We start from the raw sequence: 17,131 nt of genomic DNA on the forward strand, positions 1-17,131 counted from the left end.
CAGTCCGGGCGCCTAGGATCGGGCCATCATGAACGCGGGGGTACACGGCTGGCTGGGGCTGCTCGCCCGCCTGGTGACCGGTGGCGTCTGGATCGTCGCCGGCGCACTCAAGGTCACCGACCCGCGGGCGAGCGTGGAGGCCGTGCGTGCCTACGAGCTGCTCCCCGGGAGCCTGGTCGAGCCGGTCGGGCTCGTCCTGCCCGCCCTCGAGCTCGGCATCGGGATCGCGCTGGTCGTCGGTGCCCTCACCCGCGGCGCCGCCGTCGTCTCCGCGGTGCTGTTCCTCGCCTTCATCGTCGGCATCGCCTCGGTCTGGATGCGTGGCATCGAGATCGACTGCGGATGCTTCGGCGGCGGTGGTGCCGAGCCCGGCGCCGCCTCCAACTACCCCTGGGAGATCGCACGCGACGTCGCGCTGCTGGCGGCGTCGGCGTACGTCGTCGCGCTGCGGCGCACCCGGTGGGCGTTGGACAACCTGTTGTTCCCATCCATCCACGAGGAAGCTGATGTCGAAGAAGTCCCGGACCCAGAGCCGAGCCGAGAAGGCCGCTGAGATCAAGGCCGCCCAGGCCCGACGCGAGCGCAAGCGCCGCCTGCTGGCCATCGGTGGCGTCGTCGGCGCCATGGTGCTCATCGTCGGCGGAGCCGTGCTCATCAGTGCGTTGAACCGGGAGGACGTCGAGCCCGCGGACGTCGGGGCGAGCGAGTACGGCTTCGTATACGGCCCTGACGAGGCCGACCACACCGTGGTCATCTACGAGGACTTCCTCTGCCCGCACTGCGGCACGTTGGAGGCCGCGGCCGGCGAGGACCTCGCCGAGCAGGCCGACCAGGGCGCGGTGCGCATCGACTACCGGCCCGTGGCGTTCCTCGGCGAGGAGTCGGTGCGGACGCTCAACGCGTTCAAGGTCGTCCTGGAGGAGTCGGGCCCCGACGTGGCCAAGGAGTACCACGACGCGCTCTTCGCCGAGCAGGCCTCCGCACCACTCGCCGACGACCAGCTGGTGGAGCTGGCCGTGGAGTCCGGCGCCGAGGAGGGCGCGGTCCGTGGTGGCATCGAGGACATGGCGCAGGAGGACTGGGTCACCGAGGCCACCGAGGCGGCGGCCGCCGACGGCCTCCAGGGCACCCCGACGGTCCAGCTCGACGGCGAGACCTTCGACGACGGCTCCTCCTGGCAGGAGATCGGCGCGAACCTCGTCGCGGCGGTCCAGGAGTAGTCCGACGCTGCGGGCCCCGCGGGCTCATACCTCCGCGGGGCCGTCGCCATCCTCGGCACCGGCGCCGGTCCGGCGCCGGAGCCACGCCGGGGCGTCGTACCGCGGCTTTCGTATGCTCGGTCGGGTGAGCGCGCCAACCCTCCGCATCGGCGGCACCGATCGACCCGTCGAGGGCACCTGGGTGATGGGGGTCGTCAACGCGAGCCCGGAGTCCTTCTCCGACGGCGGGCGCTTCACCTCACTCGACCAGCGGCTGGAGCGGTGCCAGGAGCTCGTGGCGGCCGGTGCCGACGTCATCGACGTCGGCGGCCAGTCCGCGATCACCAACCGGCCCGAGATCGACGCCCGCCAGGAGGCGGACCGGGTCGTCCCGATCGTCGCCTGGCTCCAGCGCCACCACCCCGAGGTCCTGGTGAGCGTCGACACCTACAAGCCGACCGTCGCCGAGGCGGCGCTCGAGGCGGGGGCGGCGATCCTCAACGACGTCAGCGGCCTCCGCGACCCGGCACTGGCCGACATCGTCGCCCGGCACCGGGCCGGCCTGGTGCTGATGCACACCGCCGCCGCGCCACTGACCCGGCTCCAGCAACGCGACCTCTACGACGACGTCGCCGGCGAGGTCGTCGCGTTCCTCGGTGACCGCATGGCCGCCGCCGTCGACCGCGGCGTGCCCGCGGAGTCGATCGTGCTCGACCCCGGTCCCGACTTCACCAAGACCCCGCACCAGACCGTCGCCGTCCTGCGTCGCATCGCCGAGGTCCGCGCGCTGGGGCGACCGGTGCTGCTCGCCCTGTCCCGCAAGGACTTCCTCGGCGCCGTCACCGGCCGTTCGCCCCGTGGCCGCGACGCCGCGACCCATGCCGCCATCGCCCACTTCGCCGCCACGCCGGGCAACATCGTGCGGGTGCACGACGTCGCCGCCGCCCGCGACGTGATCGCCACCGTCGACCTGCTCGAGGGGCGCCGGGAGATCGATCCGGACTACCTGCTGCCCGACGAGATCCGGCACGAGCGGCCGAGCGCCTGAGGTGGACCCCGCGGCCCGCGCCTGGTTCGACCGGCGCACCTCGCGCGCGAGCGACTGGCCAACAGCCGACCTGCTCGCTGCCAAGGGGAACCAGCGCGTCAGCGTGGTCGTCCCCGCCCGCGACGAGGAGTCGACGGTCGGCGACGTCGTGCGACAGGTGCGCGACGACCTCGTCACCGCGATCCCCCTGGTCGACGAGGTCGTGGTGATGGACTCGCTGTCCACCGACGACACGGCGTACGCCGCCCGGTCGGCCGGCGCGACCGTCCACTCGGTCGCCGACGTCCGCCCCGACCTCGGCGTCCTCCCGGGCAAGGGCGAGGCGCTGTGGAAGTCGCTGTTCGTCACCTCCGGCGACCTCGTGGTCTTCATCGACGCCGACCTGACCGACTGGGGCACCCACTTCGTCTCCGGACTCCTCGGCCCGCTGCTCACCGACCCCGGGGTCGTGCTGGCGAAGGGCTTCTACGACCGGGTGCTCGACCTCGGCACCGGCGTCGCCGTCGAGGGCGGACGGGTGACCGAGCTCGTGGCCCGCCCCTGGCTGGCGCTGCACCGTCCCGAGCTCGCGGCCGTCGTACAGCCGTTGGCGGGGGAGTGGGCCGTGCGCCGCGACCACTTCGCCTCCCTCCCCGTGCCGACCGGCTACGGCGTGGAGATTGCGACGCTGCTCGACACGGCCTCACGCCGCGGCACCGAGGCCATCGCCCAGGTCGACCTCGGCAACCGCGCCCATCGCCACCAGCACCTGCACGACCTGGGGGCGATGGCCACCGAGCTGCTCGCGGTGGCCGACCGGCGGCGCGGCGGCGCGGCGGTCGAGGAGGTCGTGCTGCCGCGGATGCAGCGCGACCGGCAGTGGGTCGAGCGGACCGTCCCGGCCACGGAGCGTCCGCCGTTCGCCGAGGTCGCCGCGGCGACCGCACGCGGCTGAGTGCCTCCGGCAGGAATCGAACCCGCAACCAGCCGGGTAGAAACCGGATGCTCTATCCGTTGAGCTACGGAGGCGCGTCCCCCAGTATCCCATCGCCGGCGCCGCCCCACCGATTCGGACGGCGGCGCCCGGCGTCGGGGCCTCAGTCGTGACCGACGATCGCGGCTGCGACGGCCTTGTGCACGTCGGGGTGGAAGACCGAGGGCATGATGAAGCTCGGGTTGAGCTCCTCGTCACGGACGACGTGGGCGATCGCGTCGGCGGCGCGCAGCATCATCTCCATCGTGACGTCGGAGGCCCGGGCGTCGAGCAGCCCGCGGAAGACGCCGGGGAAGGCCAGCACGTTGTTGATCTGGTTGGGGAAGTCCGAACGGCCCGAGGCCACGACGGCGGCGTACCGGGAAGCGGCGGCCGGGTCGACCTCCGGGTCCGGGTTGGCCATCGCGAACACGATGGGTGCCTCGGCCATGTCGGTGATCCACTCCGGGTCGAGCACACCGGGCGCCGACACCCCGACGAAGACGTCGGCACCGGCGAGCGCGGTGCGCAGGTCGCCGCTGACGCGCCGGGGATTGGTCTCCGCGGCGAGCTCGGCGTGCGCGGGGGAGAGGGAGTCGTCGCCGGCCACCAGGGCGCCGTTGCGGTCGCAGACCACCACGTCGGGGACACCGGCAGCGAGCAGCAGCCGCACGATCGCCGTGCCCGCAGCGCCCGCGCCGGCGACGACCGCCCGCACGTCCTCGAGCTGCTTGTCCACCACCCGGAGCGCGTTGATGAGGCCCGCGAGGACGACGATCGCGGTGCCGTGCTGGTCGTCGTGGAAGACCGGGATGTCGAGCCGCTCCTGCAGCTGCTCCTCGACCTCGAAGCAGCGCGGCGCCGCGATGTCCTCCAGGTTGATGCCGCCGAAGCCGGGGGCGATCATCTCCACCACGCGCACGATCTCGTCGGTGTCCTGGGTGTCCAGGCAGATCGGCCAGGCGTTGATGCCACCGAAGCGCTTGAACAGGGCGGCCTTGCCCTCCATGACCGGGAGGGCGGCGCCGGGGCCGATGTTGCCCAGTCCGAGGACGGCGGACCCGTCGGTCACCACCGCGACCGCGTTGCCCTTGCTGGTCAGCCGCGGGATGTCGTCGGGGTTGGCCGCCAGCGCGGTCGACACGCGGCCCACCCCGGGGGTGTAGGCCAACGAGAGGTCGTCGCGCGTCTTGAGCGGCACCTTCGAGCTGACCTCCAGCTTGCCGCCCAGGTGGATCAGGAAGGTCCGGTCACTGACCTTGTGGACCTCCACGCCGGGTACGCCGGCGACGACCTCCTGGAGCTCGCCGGCGTGGTCGGAGTCCGCCGCCGAGCACGTCACGTCGACGACGAGCCGCTCGTGGCTGGAGTCGGCGACGTCGATCGCGGTGACGACGCCACCGGACTCCGAGATCGCCGTGGCCACCTGCCCCACGACACCGTGGTCCGGCGGCGCGTACAGCCGCATGGTGATCGAGTAGGACGAGGCGGTGGCGGTCTTCTTGCTCATTGCGAGCACTATCCCGCGCGGAGCCGGTTACTGGGAAGTCACGGTGGGCTCGTCACGCCGTGGCCGGTCCGGCGCGGTGTCAGGGCAGGTGGCGACCCATCCACTCCTCGACGCCCGCCACGTCACGCGGCAGCGCTGCCGAGAGGTTGCGGATGCCGTCCTCGGTCACCACGACGTCGTCCTCGATCCGGATGCCGATGCCGCGCAGCTCCTCGGGTACCAGCAGGTCCTCGGCCTGGAAGTAGAGCCCGGGCTCGACGGTGAGCACCATGTCCTTCGCCAGGGTGCCCTCGCGGTAGGAGTCCGGCGCCGCCGCACCGCAGTCGTGCACGTCCATGCCGAGCATGTGGGAGGTGCCGTGCAGCGTCCAGCGGGCGTAGACCCGGGAGTCCGGGTCGAGCGCCTCCTCGGCGCTGACCGGGAGCAGGTCGAGGTCGGCCAGTCCGTGCGCGAGCACCCGCATCGCCGCGTCGTGCCCGGCCAGGAACGGCTGGCCCGGCGCCAGCGCGGCCATCGCGGCCTCCTGGGCGTCGAAGACCAACGTGTAGAGGTCGCGCTGCAGCGGGGTGAAGCGGCCGGTGACCGGCATGGTGCGCGTGACGTCGGCGGTGTAGAGGTTCGTGCCCTCCACGCCCATGTCGCACAGCACCAGCTGTCCCGGCTCGACCGGACCGGTGTTGTCGATCCAGTGCAGCGTGGTGGCGTGGGGGCCTGCGGCACAGATCGAGTCGTAGCCGATGTCGTTGCCCATCGCCCGCGCCCGGCGGAAGAAGGTGCCCTCGAGCCAGCGCTCGCCGTACTGCTGCACGCGGTCCCACTCGCGGACGGCATCCTCGAAGCCCAGCACGGTCGCGTCGCAGGCCGCCGCGAGCTCGCCGAGCTCCCACTCGTCCTTGACGAGGCGCATCTCCGACACGACACGGGCCAGGTCGGCGTCCTGGGAGTCGTCGGGGGACACGAGGCGGTCGACGTCGGCCGAGATGCCGCGGTGCACCCGGGTCTTGTCGCCGCGCTCCAGGGTCCGGGGCAGCTCCTCGAGGTGGCGCACCTCGAGGGCCAAGGACTGCGAGAGCTCGCGCAGCGAGGGCCGCTCGCCGGCCCACAGGGCGCCGTACTGACGGTCGCGGAAGAACTCGTCGCTGTCACGTCCCGACCGCGGCCGGGCGAAGAGGACCGAGGAGCCGTCCGGCTCGATGACCAGCACGGCGTCGGTGGTCTGGTTGCCCGAGAAGTAGGTGTGGGCGGTGTCGGGACGGAAGCGGTAGTCGGTGTCGTGGGCGCGCACCTTGAAGGTGCCGGCCGGCAGGACCAGCCGCTCCCCGGGGAACATCGCGGCGAGCCGCTCGCGCCGTGCCGCGGCATGGCGCGCCACGGGCAGCTCCGGGAGGTCCCGCTCGGTGTCGGCCCACCCGGTGCGCATGAACGTGGCGTACGCCGTGGGGACCGCCGGGTCGTGCTGTTCGGTGCGGGGAGTGTCGTCGCTCACGCGCCCAGCCTACGTCGGGAAACCATCTCCGAGCACTCCGGCCGATAGGCTTGACCATAATGCCCACCACGCGTTTGAAGAGCCTCGTGTTCGCGGTCGTCGTGGCCGTGGCGGCGCTCCTCGGGGCCGCGGTGATGCTGGTCATCTTCGCACTCTCGGGAGCCGCCGCCACCGTGCTGCTGGCGACGGCGCTCGCAGCGCTGCCCGTGGGCCCGTTGGTCGCGATCTTCTGCTGGCTGGACCGCTACGAGCCCGAGCCGCGCCTGCTGCTCGCCAGCGCCCTGGCATGGGGTGCGTTCGTCGCCACCGTGATCGCCCTGGTGGTCCAGGGCCTCGGCGGCGTCCTGATCGGCTTCAGCCAGGCCGCCTCGATGGCGGTGGTGGCGCCGGTGACCGAGGAGGCCGCCAAGGGACTCTTCCTGCTCCTGCTGCTGTGGTGGCGGCGCGACGAGCTCGACGGCCTGCTCGACGGCGTGGTGTACGCCGGCCTGGTGGGCGTCGGCTTCGCCTTCACCGAGAACATCCTCTACCTCGCCGCCGCCTACGACGGCACCAGCGGCATGGGTCCCGGCGGGCTGACCGGCATCACCACCACCTTCGTCGTGCGGTGCCTGCTCAGCCCCTTCGCGCACCCCCTGTTCACCGCCTTCATCGGGATCGGCATCGGCATGGCCGTCGCGTCCCGGCGCCGGCCGGTCCGCTGGCTGGCCCCGGTCGGCGGCTACGTCCTCGCCGTGCTGACCCACGCGATCTGGAACGCCTCGGCGGTCCTGGGCCTGGGGAGCTTCGTGCTCGCCTACGCGGTGCTGCTGCTGCCGGCCCTGGTGGGAATCGCCGTGCTCGCCGTGTGGTTGCGTCAGTCGGAGCGTGCGTTGCTCTCCGCGGCCCTCGGCGACGCCGCCCAGCGCGGGCTGATCCCCGCGACCGACATCGGCTGGGTGGTCGACCTGCGGGCACGTCGTACGGCACGCCGCCACGCGCGGCTGCAGGGCGGGGCGGCAGCGGCGCAGGCCATGGCCGAGTACCAGCAGGCAGCGATCGAGCTCGGCTACCTGCACCATCGTGTCCTGCGGGGCACGGCACCCAAGGACTGGCAAGCACGTGGCCGACGGTTCACCGCTCGCATCGACGCGGTGCGACCGCGGCTCTCCTTCCCCGGACAGGTGGTTCCCGAACGATGAGCAAGTCCCACAGGTCGAGCGCACCCAGCATCGCCGCCTACTACGACGACCGGATGCTGACCGAGGTCATCCGGCTGCACAGCGCGGTCGATGCGGCGCGGCTGCCCCTGGAGATCGGTGACGTCGAGCCGCTGCGCGCGCGGCGCCAGGAGATCCTCGAGCAGTTGGGCGACTACGTCATCCCCCGCCTCATGGCACGGGAGGCGCCGCTGCTGTGCGTCGTCGGCGGCTCGACGGGCGCCGGCAAGTCCACCCTGGTCAACACCCTGGTGGGCACGCCGGTCTCGCCGGCGGGCGTCCTGCGTCCCACGACGCGCTCTCCGGTGCTGGTCCACCACCCCGACGACGCGGAGTGGTTCTCCGCCGACCAGCTGTTGCCCGACCTGCGTCGGGTCAAGGAGGAGGCGCACGACCAGAGCACGATCCAGCTGGTGCCTGCCGAGACGGTCCCCGCCGGGTTGGCGATCCTCGACGCCCCGGACGTGGACTCGGTGGAGCAGGCCAACCGTCACCTCGCCGGGGAGCTCCTCGGCGCGGCGGACCTGTGGCTGTTCGTGACCTCGGCCGCGCGGTACGCCGACCAGGTCCCGTGGGACTACCTGCGGCAGGCGGCGGAGCGCTCGACGGCGGTCGCCATCGTGCTGGACCGCACGCCCGACGACGCCGTCGACTACATCTCCACCCACCTGGCCCGCATGCTCGCCTCGCGCGGCCTGCGGGACTCGCCGCTGTTCCGGGTCGCCGAGGGAGAGCTCGACGAGCAGGGACTGCTTCCCGCCGACCACGTCGCCGAGGTGCGGCAGTGGCTGGAGGCGCTGGCCGCCGACGCGGGCGCCAAGGGCGCCGTCGTGGAGCAGACCCTGTCCGGTGCGGTGCGCACCCTCACCCGCAAGCTCCACCCGCTGGCCGACGCGACCGAGGAGCAGCGTGCCGCCGGCGAGGAGCTGGCCAGCCTGGCGCGACGGCGCCACGACGCGACCGAGGACGCCCTCGCGACGGCGCTGCGCGACGGCACGCTGCTCACCGGCGACCTGTTCGCGCGGTGGCAGGAGTTCCTCGGCAGCGGGGAGCTGATCCACGGCCTCGAGGGCAAGGTCGGCTTCGTCCGGGAGCGACTGCGCAACGCGATCCGCGGCAAGCCGCAGCAGGCCGAGCGCGTGGAGATCGCGCTGACCCAGGCCGTCGGTGCCCTCGTCACCGAGTACGCCGAGCGTGCTTCTGCCGACGTGGTCGACGCGTGGCGGGAGACGTCGTACGTCGCGCTGGAGCCGGGCGGCTCGTTGACCCGTGCCTCGACCGACCTGCGTCGCCGTGCCACGTCGACCGTGCGCGGCTGGCAGGACGACGTCCAGCAGATGGTGCGCGACCACAGTGGCGACCTCGCCTCCTCCGCGCGCTTCCTCACCTTCGGCGTCCGCGGGCTCGCGGCGGCGCTCTCGGTGACCGCGCTGGCACGCGACGGGGCACCCGAGCCCGCGCGGGAGTCGACCGAGCTGGGACGCCGCCTGCTCGACAGCGTCTTCGGGCAGGAGCTGGCCACCCAGTTGCTGGACCGTGCCCGGGACGCGCTCCGCGCCCGGGTCCACACCGTGTTCGACGGCGAGCGCGGACGCTACGAGTCCGTGATCACCGAGTGGGGGCTGACCGCCGAAGCCGCCGAGCAACTCCGCCAGGCCGTGCGACGCGTCGACGACCTGCGCTTCTCTGCACAGCACGACCCCCTGGGAGGGCCGAAGAAGTGACGACGGATGGAACCGACGAGGAGACGCGCCGCGAGGTCCGGGAGCTGGCGACGCGCGGCACCGACATCGGTGACCGCCTCGCGGGCCTCGACGCGGCGGTCCGGGCCGCCCGCGGTCGTCTCGACGACGGCCTGCTCGACCGGGTCCAGGCCACGGTCGACCGGGCGACGGGGCGGCTGAGGCTCTCGGCCACGCACACCGTGGTCGGGATCGCCGGCGCCACCGGCTCGGGCAAGTCCTCGACCTACAACTCCTTGGTCGGCCTGGAGCTCTCCTCGGTCGGCGTGCGCCGGCCGACCACGTCGTGGGCGACTGCCTGCGTGTGGGGTAGCGAGGGTGCCGCCGAGCTGCTGGAGTGGCTCGGGATCCCGCCGCGCCACCAGACCATGCGCGACTCGATGCTCGACGCGCGCCACCACGAGTCCGGACTCGACGGCGTGGTGCTGCTGGACCTGCCCGACCACGACTCGACCGAGCTGTCGCACCACCTCGAGGTGGACCGCCTGGTCGACCTCGCCGACCTGCTGGTGTGGGTGCTGGATCCGCAGAAGTACGCCGATGCGGCGCTGCACGACCGCTACCTCGCGCCGTACCACACCCACGGCGACGTGATCCTCGTCGTGCTCAACCAGATCGACACCATTCCCGAGGGCGAGCGGCAGTCGATGATCGACGACGTACGCCGCCTGCTGGTCGCCGATGGCCTGCCCCAGGTCAAGGTCATCGCGTTCAGCGCCCAGGAGGGCATCGGGATGGCCGAGCTGCGCGGCGAGATCGAGTCGCGGGTCGACGCCAAGCGGCACGCCTCCGGGCGGGTCGAGACCGACATCGCGGCCGCCGCGGCACAGCTGGATGACGACGGCCGCCCCCGCGCGCTCGCACACGAGGACGTGGCCGACCTGGTGGACCGCATCGGCACCGCGGCGGGCGTGGAGTCGGTGGCGGCGACGGTGGGGCGGCGCACGCGCGCCCGTGCCGCGCGTGCCACCGGGTGGCCGTTGGTGGCCCCGTTCCGCGAGCTGCGGTCCGATCCGCAGCGGCAGCTGCCGGTCGACCTCGGTGAGGACGCGAAGGTGCTCGGCGGGCGTGGCGTGGAGCCGGCCCCGCGCGTGTCCCCGGTGTCCCGGGAGATGGTCGGCGAGTCCGTCCGTTCGCTGACCGACCACGCCACGCAGCGCCTGTCCGGCCCCTGGGCCGAGGCGATCGACCGCGCCGGCGCCCGCACGGTGCCCGAGGCGACGGTGAAGCTCGGCGACCGGCTCTCCCAGGTCGACCTGCGCAACAACCGGCTCCCCGGCTGGGTGCGAGCGGTGCAGGTGCTGCAGTGGCTGCTGCTCCTCGCCGCGGTCGCCGGCGGCGCGTGGTGGCTGGCCGGGACCGTGTCCAACGGGGTGCCGGCGGCGCCGGCCGTGGGTCCGGTGTCCCTGCCCGTGCTGCTGCTGGTCGCCGGGCTCGTCGGCGGCGTGGCGCTCGCGCTGGCATCGGCGGCGGGGTTGTCACGGCTCGCCCGCCAGCGGGCCGCGGAGACCGAGGACCGGCTCCGTGGCGTCATCGAGGAGGTCGTGCAGGGCTCCATCGCCCGCCCGGTCGACCAGGAGCTGGCCGACTACGCCTCCTTCAAGGTCGGGCTGGCGCAGGCGATCGAGTGAGCGCCGCCGGGGCTGCCCGCGGCGCAGGTGCGGAGCCGCCCCCGGATCGGTGAATCGGCACCGATGACCGTAGGCTCGGGTGCATGGCAGAGTTCGTCTTCACGCTGCGCAACGTGCGCAAGGCCCACGGCGACAAGGTCGTCCTCGACAACGTCTCGCTGTCCTTCCTCCACGGTGCCAAGATCGGCGTCGTCGGCCCCAACGGGGCCGGCAAGTCCTCGCTGCTCAAGATCATGGCCGGACTGGACCACCCCAACAACGGTGACGCCATCCGCGACCAGGAGGCCACGGTGGGGATGCTCCAGCAGGAGCCCCCGCTGACCGAGGGGCGGACGGTCCAGGAGAACGTCGAGGAGGCCGTCGCCGACCTGAAGGCGAAGATGAAGCGCCTCGACGAGGCCTACATGGAGATGGGCGACCCGGACGCGGACCAGGACGCCCTGATGGCCGAGACCGGCGAGCTGCAGACCGAGCTGGACAACGCCGGCGCCTGGGACCTCGACAGCCGCTTGGACCAGGCGATGGACGCGCTGCGCTGCCCGCCGCCGGACGCCCTGGTCGACCACCTCTCCGGTGGTGAGAAGCGCCGCGTCGCGCTGTGCAAGCTGCTGCTGGAGCAGCCCGACCTGTTGCTGCTCGACGAGCCCACCAACCACCTCGACGCCGAGTCGGTGCAGTGGCTGGAGGGGCACCTGAAGAACTACCCGGGCGCCGTCCTGGCCGTCACCCACGACCGGTACTTCCTCGACAACGTCGCCGAGTGGATCGCCGAGGTCGACCGCGGTCAGGTCCACGGCTACGAGGGCAACTACTCCACCTACCTCGAGACCAAGCGGGAGCGGCTCAAGGTCGAGGGGCAGAAGGACGCCAAGCGCGCCAAGATGCTGGAGAAGGAGCTCGAGTGGGTGCGCTCCAACCCCAAGGCGCGCCAGGCGAAGAGCAAGTCGCGCCTCTCGCGCTACGAGGAGCTCGCCGCCGAGGCGGAGAAGTACAAGAAGGTCGACACCTCCGAGATCAACATCCCCGCCGGGCCGCGGCTCGGTGACATCGTGCTGGAGGCCAGGGGGCTCACGAAGTCCTACGGCGACCACACGCTGTGGCGCGACATGTCCTTCTCCCTGCCGCGCGCGGGCATCGTCGGCGTCGTCGGACCCAACGGTGTCGGCAAGACGACGCTGTTCCGGATGATCACCGGCGCGGAGGAGCCCGACGACGGTGAGCTCAAGGTCGGCGACACCGTCGACATCTCCTACGTCGACCAGAGCCGTGGCGGCATCGACGGCGACAAGAACGTCTGGGAGGTCGTCTCCGACGGGCTGGACCACATCAAGGTGGCCAACTTCGAGATGAACTCCCGCGCGTACGTCGCCTCCTTCGGCTTCAAGGGCCCCGACCAGCAGAAGCGGGCGGGCGTCCTCTCCGGCGGTGAGCGCAACCGGCTGAACCTGGCGCTCACCCTGAAGATGGGCGGCAACCTGCTGCTGCTCGACGAGCCGACGAACGACCTCGACGTCGAGACACTGTCCTCGTTGGAGGACGCGCTGCTCGACTTCCCGGGCTGCGTCGTGGTCACCTCCCACGACCGGTGGTTCCTGGACCGCATCGCGACCCACATCCTGGCCTGGGAGGGCGACGCGGAGGACCCGGCGAAGTGGTTCTGGTTCGAGGGCAACTTCGCCTCGTACGAGGCCAACAAGGTCGAGCGCCTCGGCGAGGAGGCTGCGCGTCCGCACCGCGTGACGCACCGTCGCCTCACCCGCGACTGAGTCGCTGTCGACGCCGATGCGCCCCTGCGGGTCTGCCGGGACCCGGGATCAGGGGCGCATCTCGGCGTCGGGGTGGTCACCGACCAGGTGGTCGCACACGGTGTCCATCACGCGTCCGAACGTGGCGAGGTCATCGGCGTCGACGAGGTCGACCAAGTAGTCACGCACGCCGCGGACATGGACGGGCGCGAGGTCGACGAGCGTCTGCTTGCCGCGTGGCGTGAGCCGCGCGTAGACGCCGCGACCGTCGTCGGGGGAGCTGACCCGCTCCACGAGGCCGTCGGCCTCCATGCGCTTGACGGTGTGCGTCACCCGGCTGCGGCTGTGGGCGAAGGTCTCCGCGATGGCGGCCATCCGCATCTGGCCGCCGGCGTCGTCGAGCCGCACGAGCATGCCGTACTCGACGTGGGAGAGGCCGTGGGGACGCAGGTCCTGGTCCAGGCGGTCGAAGAGCAGGGTGGTGCCGAGCACCAGTGCCCGCCAGGAACGCTGCTGGTCGGCGTCGAGCCAGCGCGGCTCGACGGCGCCCTCCGGCTGCTCGGTGACCATGCCCGCAGTCTAGGTGGCGGTGGATGAGGGGCGTGGCACTCACACGCCACGCCCCTCGCCCGAATCGCCGGTGGGTCAGCTGAGGCGCTCCAGGATGAGCGCCATGCCCTGCCCGCCACCGACGCACATGGTGATCAGGCCGGTGGTCTTGTCGTGCCAGTCCAGGCTGTTGAGCATGGTGTTCTGCAGGCGGGCACCGGTCATGCCGAACGGGTGACCGACCGCGATCGCGCCACCGTTGACGTTGAGCTTGTCCATGTCGATCCCGAGGTCCTCCGCGGAGGGGAGCACCTGGGCGGCGAAGGCCTCGTTGATCTCGGCGAGGTCGATGTCGTCGATGGTCATGCCGGCGTGCTTGAGCGCCTGCCGCGTGGCCTCGACGGGGCCGAGTCCCATGATCTCCGGCGAGAGACCGCTCACGCCGGTGGACACGATCCGGGCCAGTGGGGTGAGGCCCAGCTCGGCGGCACGGGTGTCGGACATGACCACGACAGCGGCGGCGCCGTCGTTGAGCGGGCAGCAGTTGCCCGCCGTCACGACGCCGTCGGGGCGGAAGACGGGGTCCAGGCCGGCGACCTTGTCGTAGGTGACGCCGGCGCGGGGACCGTCGTCGCTGTCGGCCACGCTGCCGTCGGGAGCCGTGACCGGGGTGATCTCCCGGGCCCAGAAGCCGTCGTTGATGGCCTTCTCGGCGAGGTTCTGCGAGCGGACGCCGAACTCGTCGAGGTCCTTGCGGTCCAGGCCACGCAGCTGGGCCACGTTCTCCGCGGTCTGTCCCATGGCGATGTAGACGTCGGGCAGGTTCCCGTCCTCGCGCGGGTCGTGCCAGGTCTTGCCGCCGGCCGCGAACTCCTCGGTGCGCTGCTGGGCGTCCTCGAAGAGCGGGTTGCGGGTGTCGGGGATGTGGTCGGAGGTCCCCTTGGCGAAGCGGGAGACGGTCTCCACGCCGGCGGAGATGAACGCGTCGCCCTCGCCGGCCTTGATGGCGTGGAAGGCCATGCGGGTCGACTGCACCGAGGACGCGCAGTAGCGGGTCACCGTGGTGCCCGGGATCTCGTGGCCGAGCAGGCTGGTGACGATGCGGGCCATGTTGTTGCCCGACTCGCCGCCGGGGAGGCCGCAGCCGAGCATCAGGTCGTTGATCTCGGCGGGGTCGAGTGCCGGCACCTTGTCCAGCGCCGCACGGACGATGGTCGCGGTGAGGTCGTCGGGACGGAAGTCCTTCAGCGATCCCTTGTTGGCACGGCCGATCGGCGAGCGAGCGGCGGAGACGATCACGGCCTCGGGCATGGGGCAACTCCAAGTGGGTCAGACGGTGTCCGGGTCGTGGATCAGGCTAGCCGTCGGCGCGGCGCACCGCGCCGGCCGGCCGTTGCCCGGGACGGATCTGGGAGACTCCCTGCGTGCGGCACCGCTATCTCTGTCCGATCCGCTGGGCCGACCTGGACCTGCTCGGCCACGTCAACAACGTGCGCTACGTCGACTACCTGCAGGAGGCCCGCGTCGACCTGATGCGCGCACACCGGTGGGCGGGCGACGCCGCCGCGACCGACCCGGGCGACGGCCTGGTCGTGGTCCGGCACGAGGTGAGCTACACCGCGCCGCTGCTGTTCAGTCGTCGCCCCGTGGTGATCGAGTGCTGGGTCACCGAGTTGCGCGCCGGTCGCTTCACGATGGCCTACGAGGTCCTCCACGAGGACGAGGCGGGGGAGCGCACCGTCTACCTGCGCGCGTCGACGGTGCTGGCGCCGTACCGGTTCGACACCGAGTCCCCGCGACGCCTCAGCCGCGAGGAGCGCAGTGCGCTGGAGCCCTACCTGGAGCCGCAGGCGCCCGCGGAGGTCGCGCCGGTGCGCGTACGCCGCAGCGACCTGGGCCACTACCCGGTGCAGGTGCGCTTCTCCGACGTCGACGTCTACCGCCACGTCAACAACGTCGTGTACTTCGAGTACTTCCAGGAGGCCCGGCTGCGGTTGTTCATGGAGCTGGCCCGCGACGTCCCCGGCATGAAGCAGGTCCGGGTCGTCGTCGCCCAGACCGACGTGGACTACCGCGAGGCGATCACGCTGCGTGCCGAGCCCTACGACTGCTGGACCCAGGTCGCGGCGGTCGGCCGCCGCTCGATGACGGTGGAGTCGGAGATCGTCGACGGCGACCGGGTCTTCGCCCGGGCGCGGGTCGTGCTGGTGTTCTTCGACACCGACGCCGGGCAGGCCGTCGAGCCGCCTGCGGCGTACCGGGAGCGGTTGGTGGCCGCGGTCAGTCCCGCGTGTTCATCATGAACGTCGCGGCGTGGGTCACGTAGGCCCAGAACCGCTCGTCCTGCTCCGGGGTCAGCTCGACCGAGTCCAGCGCTGCCCGGAAGTGGTGCAGCCAGCGGTCCCGCGCCTCCAGGCCGATGGGGAACGGCGCGTGCCGCATCCGCAGCCGGGGGTGCCCGCGACGCTCGGAGTAGGTCGTCGGGCCGCCCCAGTACTGCATCAGGAAGAGACGGAAGCGCTCCTCGGCGGGCCCCAGGTCCTCCTCGGGGTAGAGGGGACGCAGCACCTCATCGGTCGCGACGCCCTCGTAGAACCTCGCGACGATGCGGCGGAACGTCTCCTCCCCGCCGATCTCGTCGAAGAACGTCGTCTCCTCGCTCACGCTGCCATCATTCCGCGTCGATGGCGGGCGCGTCCTGCTGGCGGTGCCAGACCACCCGCTGCGGGACCGGGATCTCGATGCCGGTGGCGTCGAAGCGCGCCTTGACCCGCTCGCGCAGTTCACGGGCAACGGCCCACTGCTCCAGCGGGCGCGTCTTGATCATGACCCGCAGGGTGACGGCATCGGGGGCGAAGGCCTCGACACCGGTCACGAACGGCTCCTCGAGCAGCACCGTGCTCCAGCGCTCGTCCACGTAGAGGTCGTGGGCGACCTCGCCGAGCACCTGCTTGACCTGTGCCAGGTCCGACTCGTAGCCCACGCCGACGTCGACCACCGCACGGGCCCAGTTCTGGCTGGAGTTGCCCACGCGCAGGATCTCGCCGTTGGGGACGTACCAGACGATGCCGTCCAGGCCCCGGAGCCGCGTGGTCCGCAGCGACACGGCCTCGACCTCGCCGTTGGCCTCGCCGAGGTCGACCCAGTCGCCGACGCCGAACTGGTCCTCGGCGAGGATGAAGATCCCGGAGAGGAAGTCCTTCACCAGCGACTGGGCACCGAAACCGAGGGCCAGGCCGACGACACCGGCACTGGCGATGATCGGGGCGATGTTCACCCCGAACTCGTTGAGGATCATCGTGCCGATCACGATGACCACCAGCAGGGTGACGATGCTCATCAGTACCCCGGCCAGCGAGCCGGCGCGCTGCTTGCGCCGCGCCATCGCGACCGGGTCGCGCGAGTCGGAGAGCACCGGCTGCTCGGCACGCTTCACCATGCGCTTCACGACGCGGTGGAGGACCCACCGGATCGCGAAACCGAGCAGCAGCAGGCCGAGTACGGCCAGCGGCTTGCCGACGAGCACGTCGGACCAGTTCGCCGCCGTCTCGTTGCCGCCGGTCACCTTGTAGGTGAGGTTGCAGATCAGGCCGTCTTCGCAGGGGTTGGCTTGGAAGAACACGGAGCCAGTGAAACAAACCGTTCAACCAAGACCCCAATCGCTCTGCCGCCTTCGTGGTGCGCGTCGGCGCCGGATATCCTGCCGCTGTGATCAGCTCAACCCTCCGACGCCTCCTCCGCCCCTCGACCGTCGCGCTCGCCGCGGGCCTGGTGGTCCTGACGGCGCTCCCCGCCGCTGCGGACGTGCCGGAGACGTGGCCCGAGCCCGACGCCGTGGGCATCCTCGGTGCCGTGCTGCTGTTCGTCGCGATCCCGGTCCTGGTGTTCGTCGTCACCACGCTCGCGGTGTACGCGCCGTCGATCGCGCGTGGCGAATCTCTCACCCCCGGACCCCCGGAGCCGCGCCGTCAGTGGCTCGGTGGACCCCGTCGCTCGCCGGAGGAGTTGGCCGCGCCCGACGACGAGGACTCCGCGGCCGGCGGCGCCGGCGGCTCCTGGTAGGGGGAACC

General features: G+C 71.9%; 16 protein-coding genes and 1 tRNA gene. 10 read left to right on the forward strand and 7 right to left on the reverse strand.

Features of this window, described 5'->3' with window-relative positions:
* The first annotated feature begins 28 nt into the window (after positions 1-28).
* The 4 genes from KUV85_RS01140 to KUV85_RS01155 all read left to right on the forward strand — a co-directional run bounded on the left by KUV85_RS01140 (position 29) and on the right by KUV85_RS01155 (position 3,181).
* Positions 29-553, forward strand: a complete 525-nt coding sequence (locus tag KUV85_RS01140; protein WP_219961387.1) for a MauE/DoxX family redox-associated membrane protein — start codon at positions 29-31, stop codon at positions 551-553.
* The gene (locus tag KUV85_RS01145) at positions 507-1,220 is read left to right on the forward strand and encodes a DsbA family protein (protein ID WP_219961388.1); all 714 of its coding nucleotides are present in this window, start codon (positions 507-509) and stop codon (positions 1,218-1,220) included. Before KUV85_RS01140 ends, KUV85_RS01145 begins: the two co-directional genes overlap by 47 nt.
* Positions 1,221-1,344: 124 nt before the next feature.
* The gene (folP, locus tag KUV85_RS01150; RefSeq protein WP_219961389.1) at positions 1,345-2,247 is read left to right on the forward strand and encodes a dihydropteroate synthase; all 903 of its coding nucleotides are present in this window, start codon (positions 1,345-1,347) and stop codon (positions 2,245-2,247) included.
* A gap of 1 nt (position 2,248) precedes the next feature.
* Positions 2,249-3,181, forward strand: coding sequence for a glucosyl-3-phosphoglycerate synthase (locus KUV85_RS01155; RefSeq protein ID WP_219961390.1), 933 nt, complete (start codon positions 2,249-2,251; stop codon positions 3,179-3,181).
* Between the two features lies 1 nt (position 3,182).
* On the opposite strand, the gene KUV85_RS01160 is transcribed toward KUV85_RS01155, so the two are convergent.
* From KUV85_RS01160 to KUV85_RS01170, 3 genes are all read right to left on the reverse strand, one after another.
* Positions 3,183-3,255 (reverse strand) — tRNA-Arg (locus KUV85_RS01160).
* Positions 3,256-3,323: 68 nt separating this feature from the next.
* Entirely contained in the window at positions 3,324-4,709 is a 1,386-nt protein-coding gene (locus KUV85_RS01165) for an NAD-dependent malic enzyme (protein ID WP_237690176.1), read from the reverse strand.
* A 79-nt stretch (positions 4,710-4,788) separates the two neighbouring features.
* Positions 4,789-6,195, reverse strand: a complete 1,407-nt coding sequence (locus KUV85_RS01170) for an aminopeptidase P family protein (RefSeq protein ID WP_219961391.1) — start codon at positions 6,193-6,195, stop codon at positions 4,789-4,791.
* A 59-nt stretch (positions 6,196-6,254) separates the two neighbouring features.
* On the opposite strand from KUV85_RS01170, the gene KUV85_RS01175 reads away from it, so the two are divergent.
* The 4 genes from KUV85_RS01175 to ettA all read left to right on the forward strand — a co-directional run bounded on the left by KUV85_RS01175 (position 6,255) and on the right by ettA (position 12,533).
* On the forward strand, positions 6,255-7,376 hold the full coding sequence (locus KUV85_RS01175) for a PrsW family intramembrane metalloprotease (protein WP_219961392.1): 1,122 nt from the start codon (positions 6,255-6,257) through the stop codon (positions 7,374-7,376).
* Complete coding sequence (locus KUV85_RS01180; RefSeq protein WP_219961393.1) at positions 7,373-9,118, forward strand: dynamin family protein; 1,746 nt, start codon at positions 7,373-7,375, stop codon at positions 9,116-9,118. Before KUV85_RS01175 ends, KUV85_RS01180 begins: the two co-directional genes overlap by 4 nt.
* Positions 9,115-10,767, forward strand: a complete 1,653-nt coding sequence (locus KUV85_RS01185) for a hypothetical protein (RefSeq protein ID WP_219961394.1) — start codon at positions 9,115-9,117, stop codon at positions 10,765-10,767. The genes KUV85_RS01180 and KUV85_RS01185 overlap by 4 nt, the downstream gene beginning before the upstream one ends.
* A gap of 83 nt (positions 10,768-10,850) precedes the next feature.
* Complete coding sequence (gene ettA / locus KUV85_RS01190; protein ID WP_219961395.1) at positions 10,851-12,533, forward strand: energy-dependent translational throttle protein EttA; 1,683 nt, start codon at positions 10,851-10,853, stop codon at positions 12,531-12,533.
* Between the two features lie 48 nt (positions 12,534-12,581).
* Here ettA and KUV85_RS01195 read toward each other — a convergent pair whose 3' ends face one another.
* Entirely contained in the window at positions 12,582-13,082 is a 501-nt protein-coding gene (locus KUV85_RS01195) for a MarR family winged helix-turn-helix transcriptional regulator (protein WP_219961396.1), read from the reverse strand.
* Between the two features lie 75 nt (positions 13,083-13,157).
* A complete protein-coding gene (locus KUV85_RS01200) occupies positions 13,158-14,372 on the reverse strand; it encodes an acetyl-CoA C-acetyltransferase (protein ID WP_219961397.1) in 1,215 nt (404 codons plus the stop codon).
* Between the two features lie 113 nt (positions 14,373-14,485).
* On the opposite strand from KUV85_RS01200, the gene KUV85_RS01205 reads away from it, so the two are divergent.
* Positions 14,486-15,364 (forward strand): acyl-CoA thioesterase, encoded by an 879-nt coding sequence (locus tag KUV85_RS01205; protein WP_219961398.1) that lies wholly within the window; start codon positions 14,486-14,488, stop codon positions 15,362-15,364.
* Here KUV85_RS01205 and KUV85_RS01210 read toward each other — a convergent pair.
* Positions 15,342-15,725: a globin gene (locus KUV85_RS01210; RefSeq protein WP_219961399.1), complete on the reverse strand. Its 384-nt coding sequence runs from the start codon at positions 15,723-15,725 to the stop codon at positions 15,342-15,344. The genes KUV85_RS01205 and KUV85_RS01210 overlap by 23 nt on opposite strands.
* A 7-nt stretch (positions 15,726-15,732) precedes the next feature.
* Positions 15,733-16,683: a mechanosensitive ion channel family protein gene (locus KUV85_RS01215; protein ID WP_219961400.1), complete on the reverse strand. Its 951-nt coding sequence runs from the start codon at positions 16,681-16,683 to the stop codon at positions 15,733-15,735.
* Positions 16,684-16,769: 86 nt separating this feature from the next.
* Between KUV85_RS01215 and KUV85_RS01220 the strand changes: the two genes are divergently transcribed.
* On the forward strand, positions 16,770-17,123 hold the full coding sequence (locus KUV85_RS01220; protein ID WP_219961401.1) for a hypothetical protein: 354 nt from the start codon (positions 16,770-16,772) through the stop codon (positions 17,121-17,123).
* The last annotated feature ends 8 nt before the right edge of the window (positions 17,124-17,131 follow it).

The sequence above is a fragment of the Nocardioides panacisoli genome (genome assembly GCF_019448235.1).
Lineage (GTDB): Bacteria > Actinomycetota > Actinomycetes > Propionibacteriales > Nocardioidaceae > Nocardioides > Nocardioides panacisoli_A.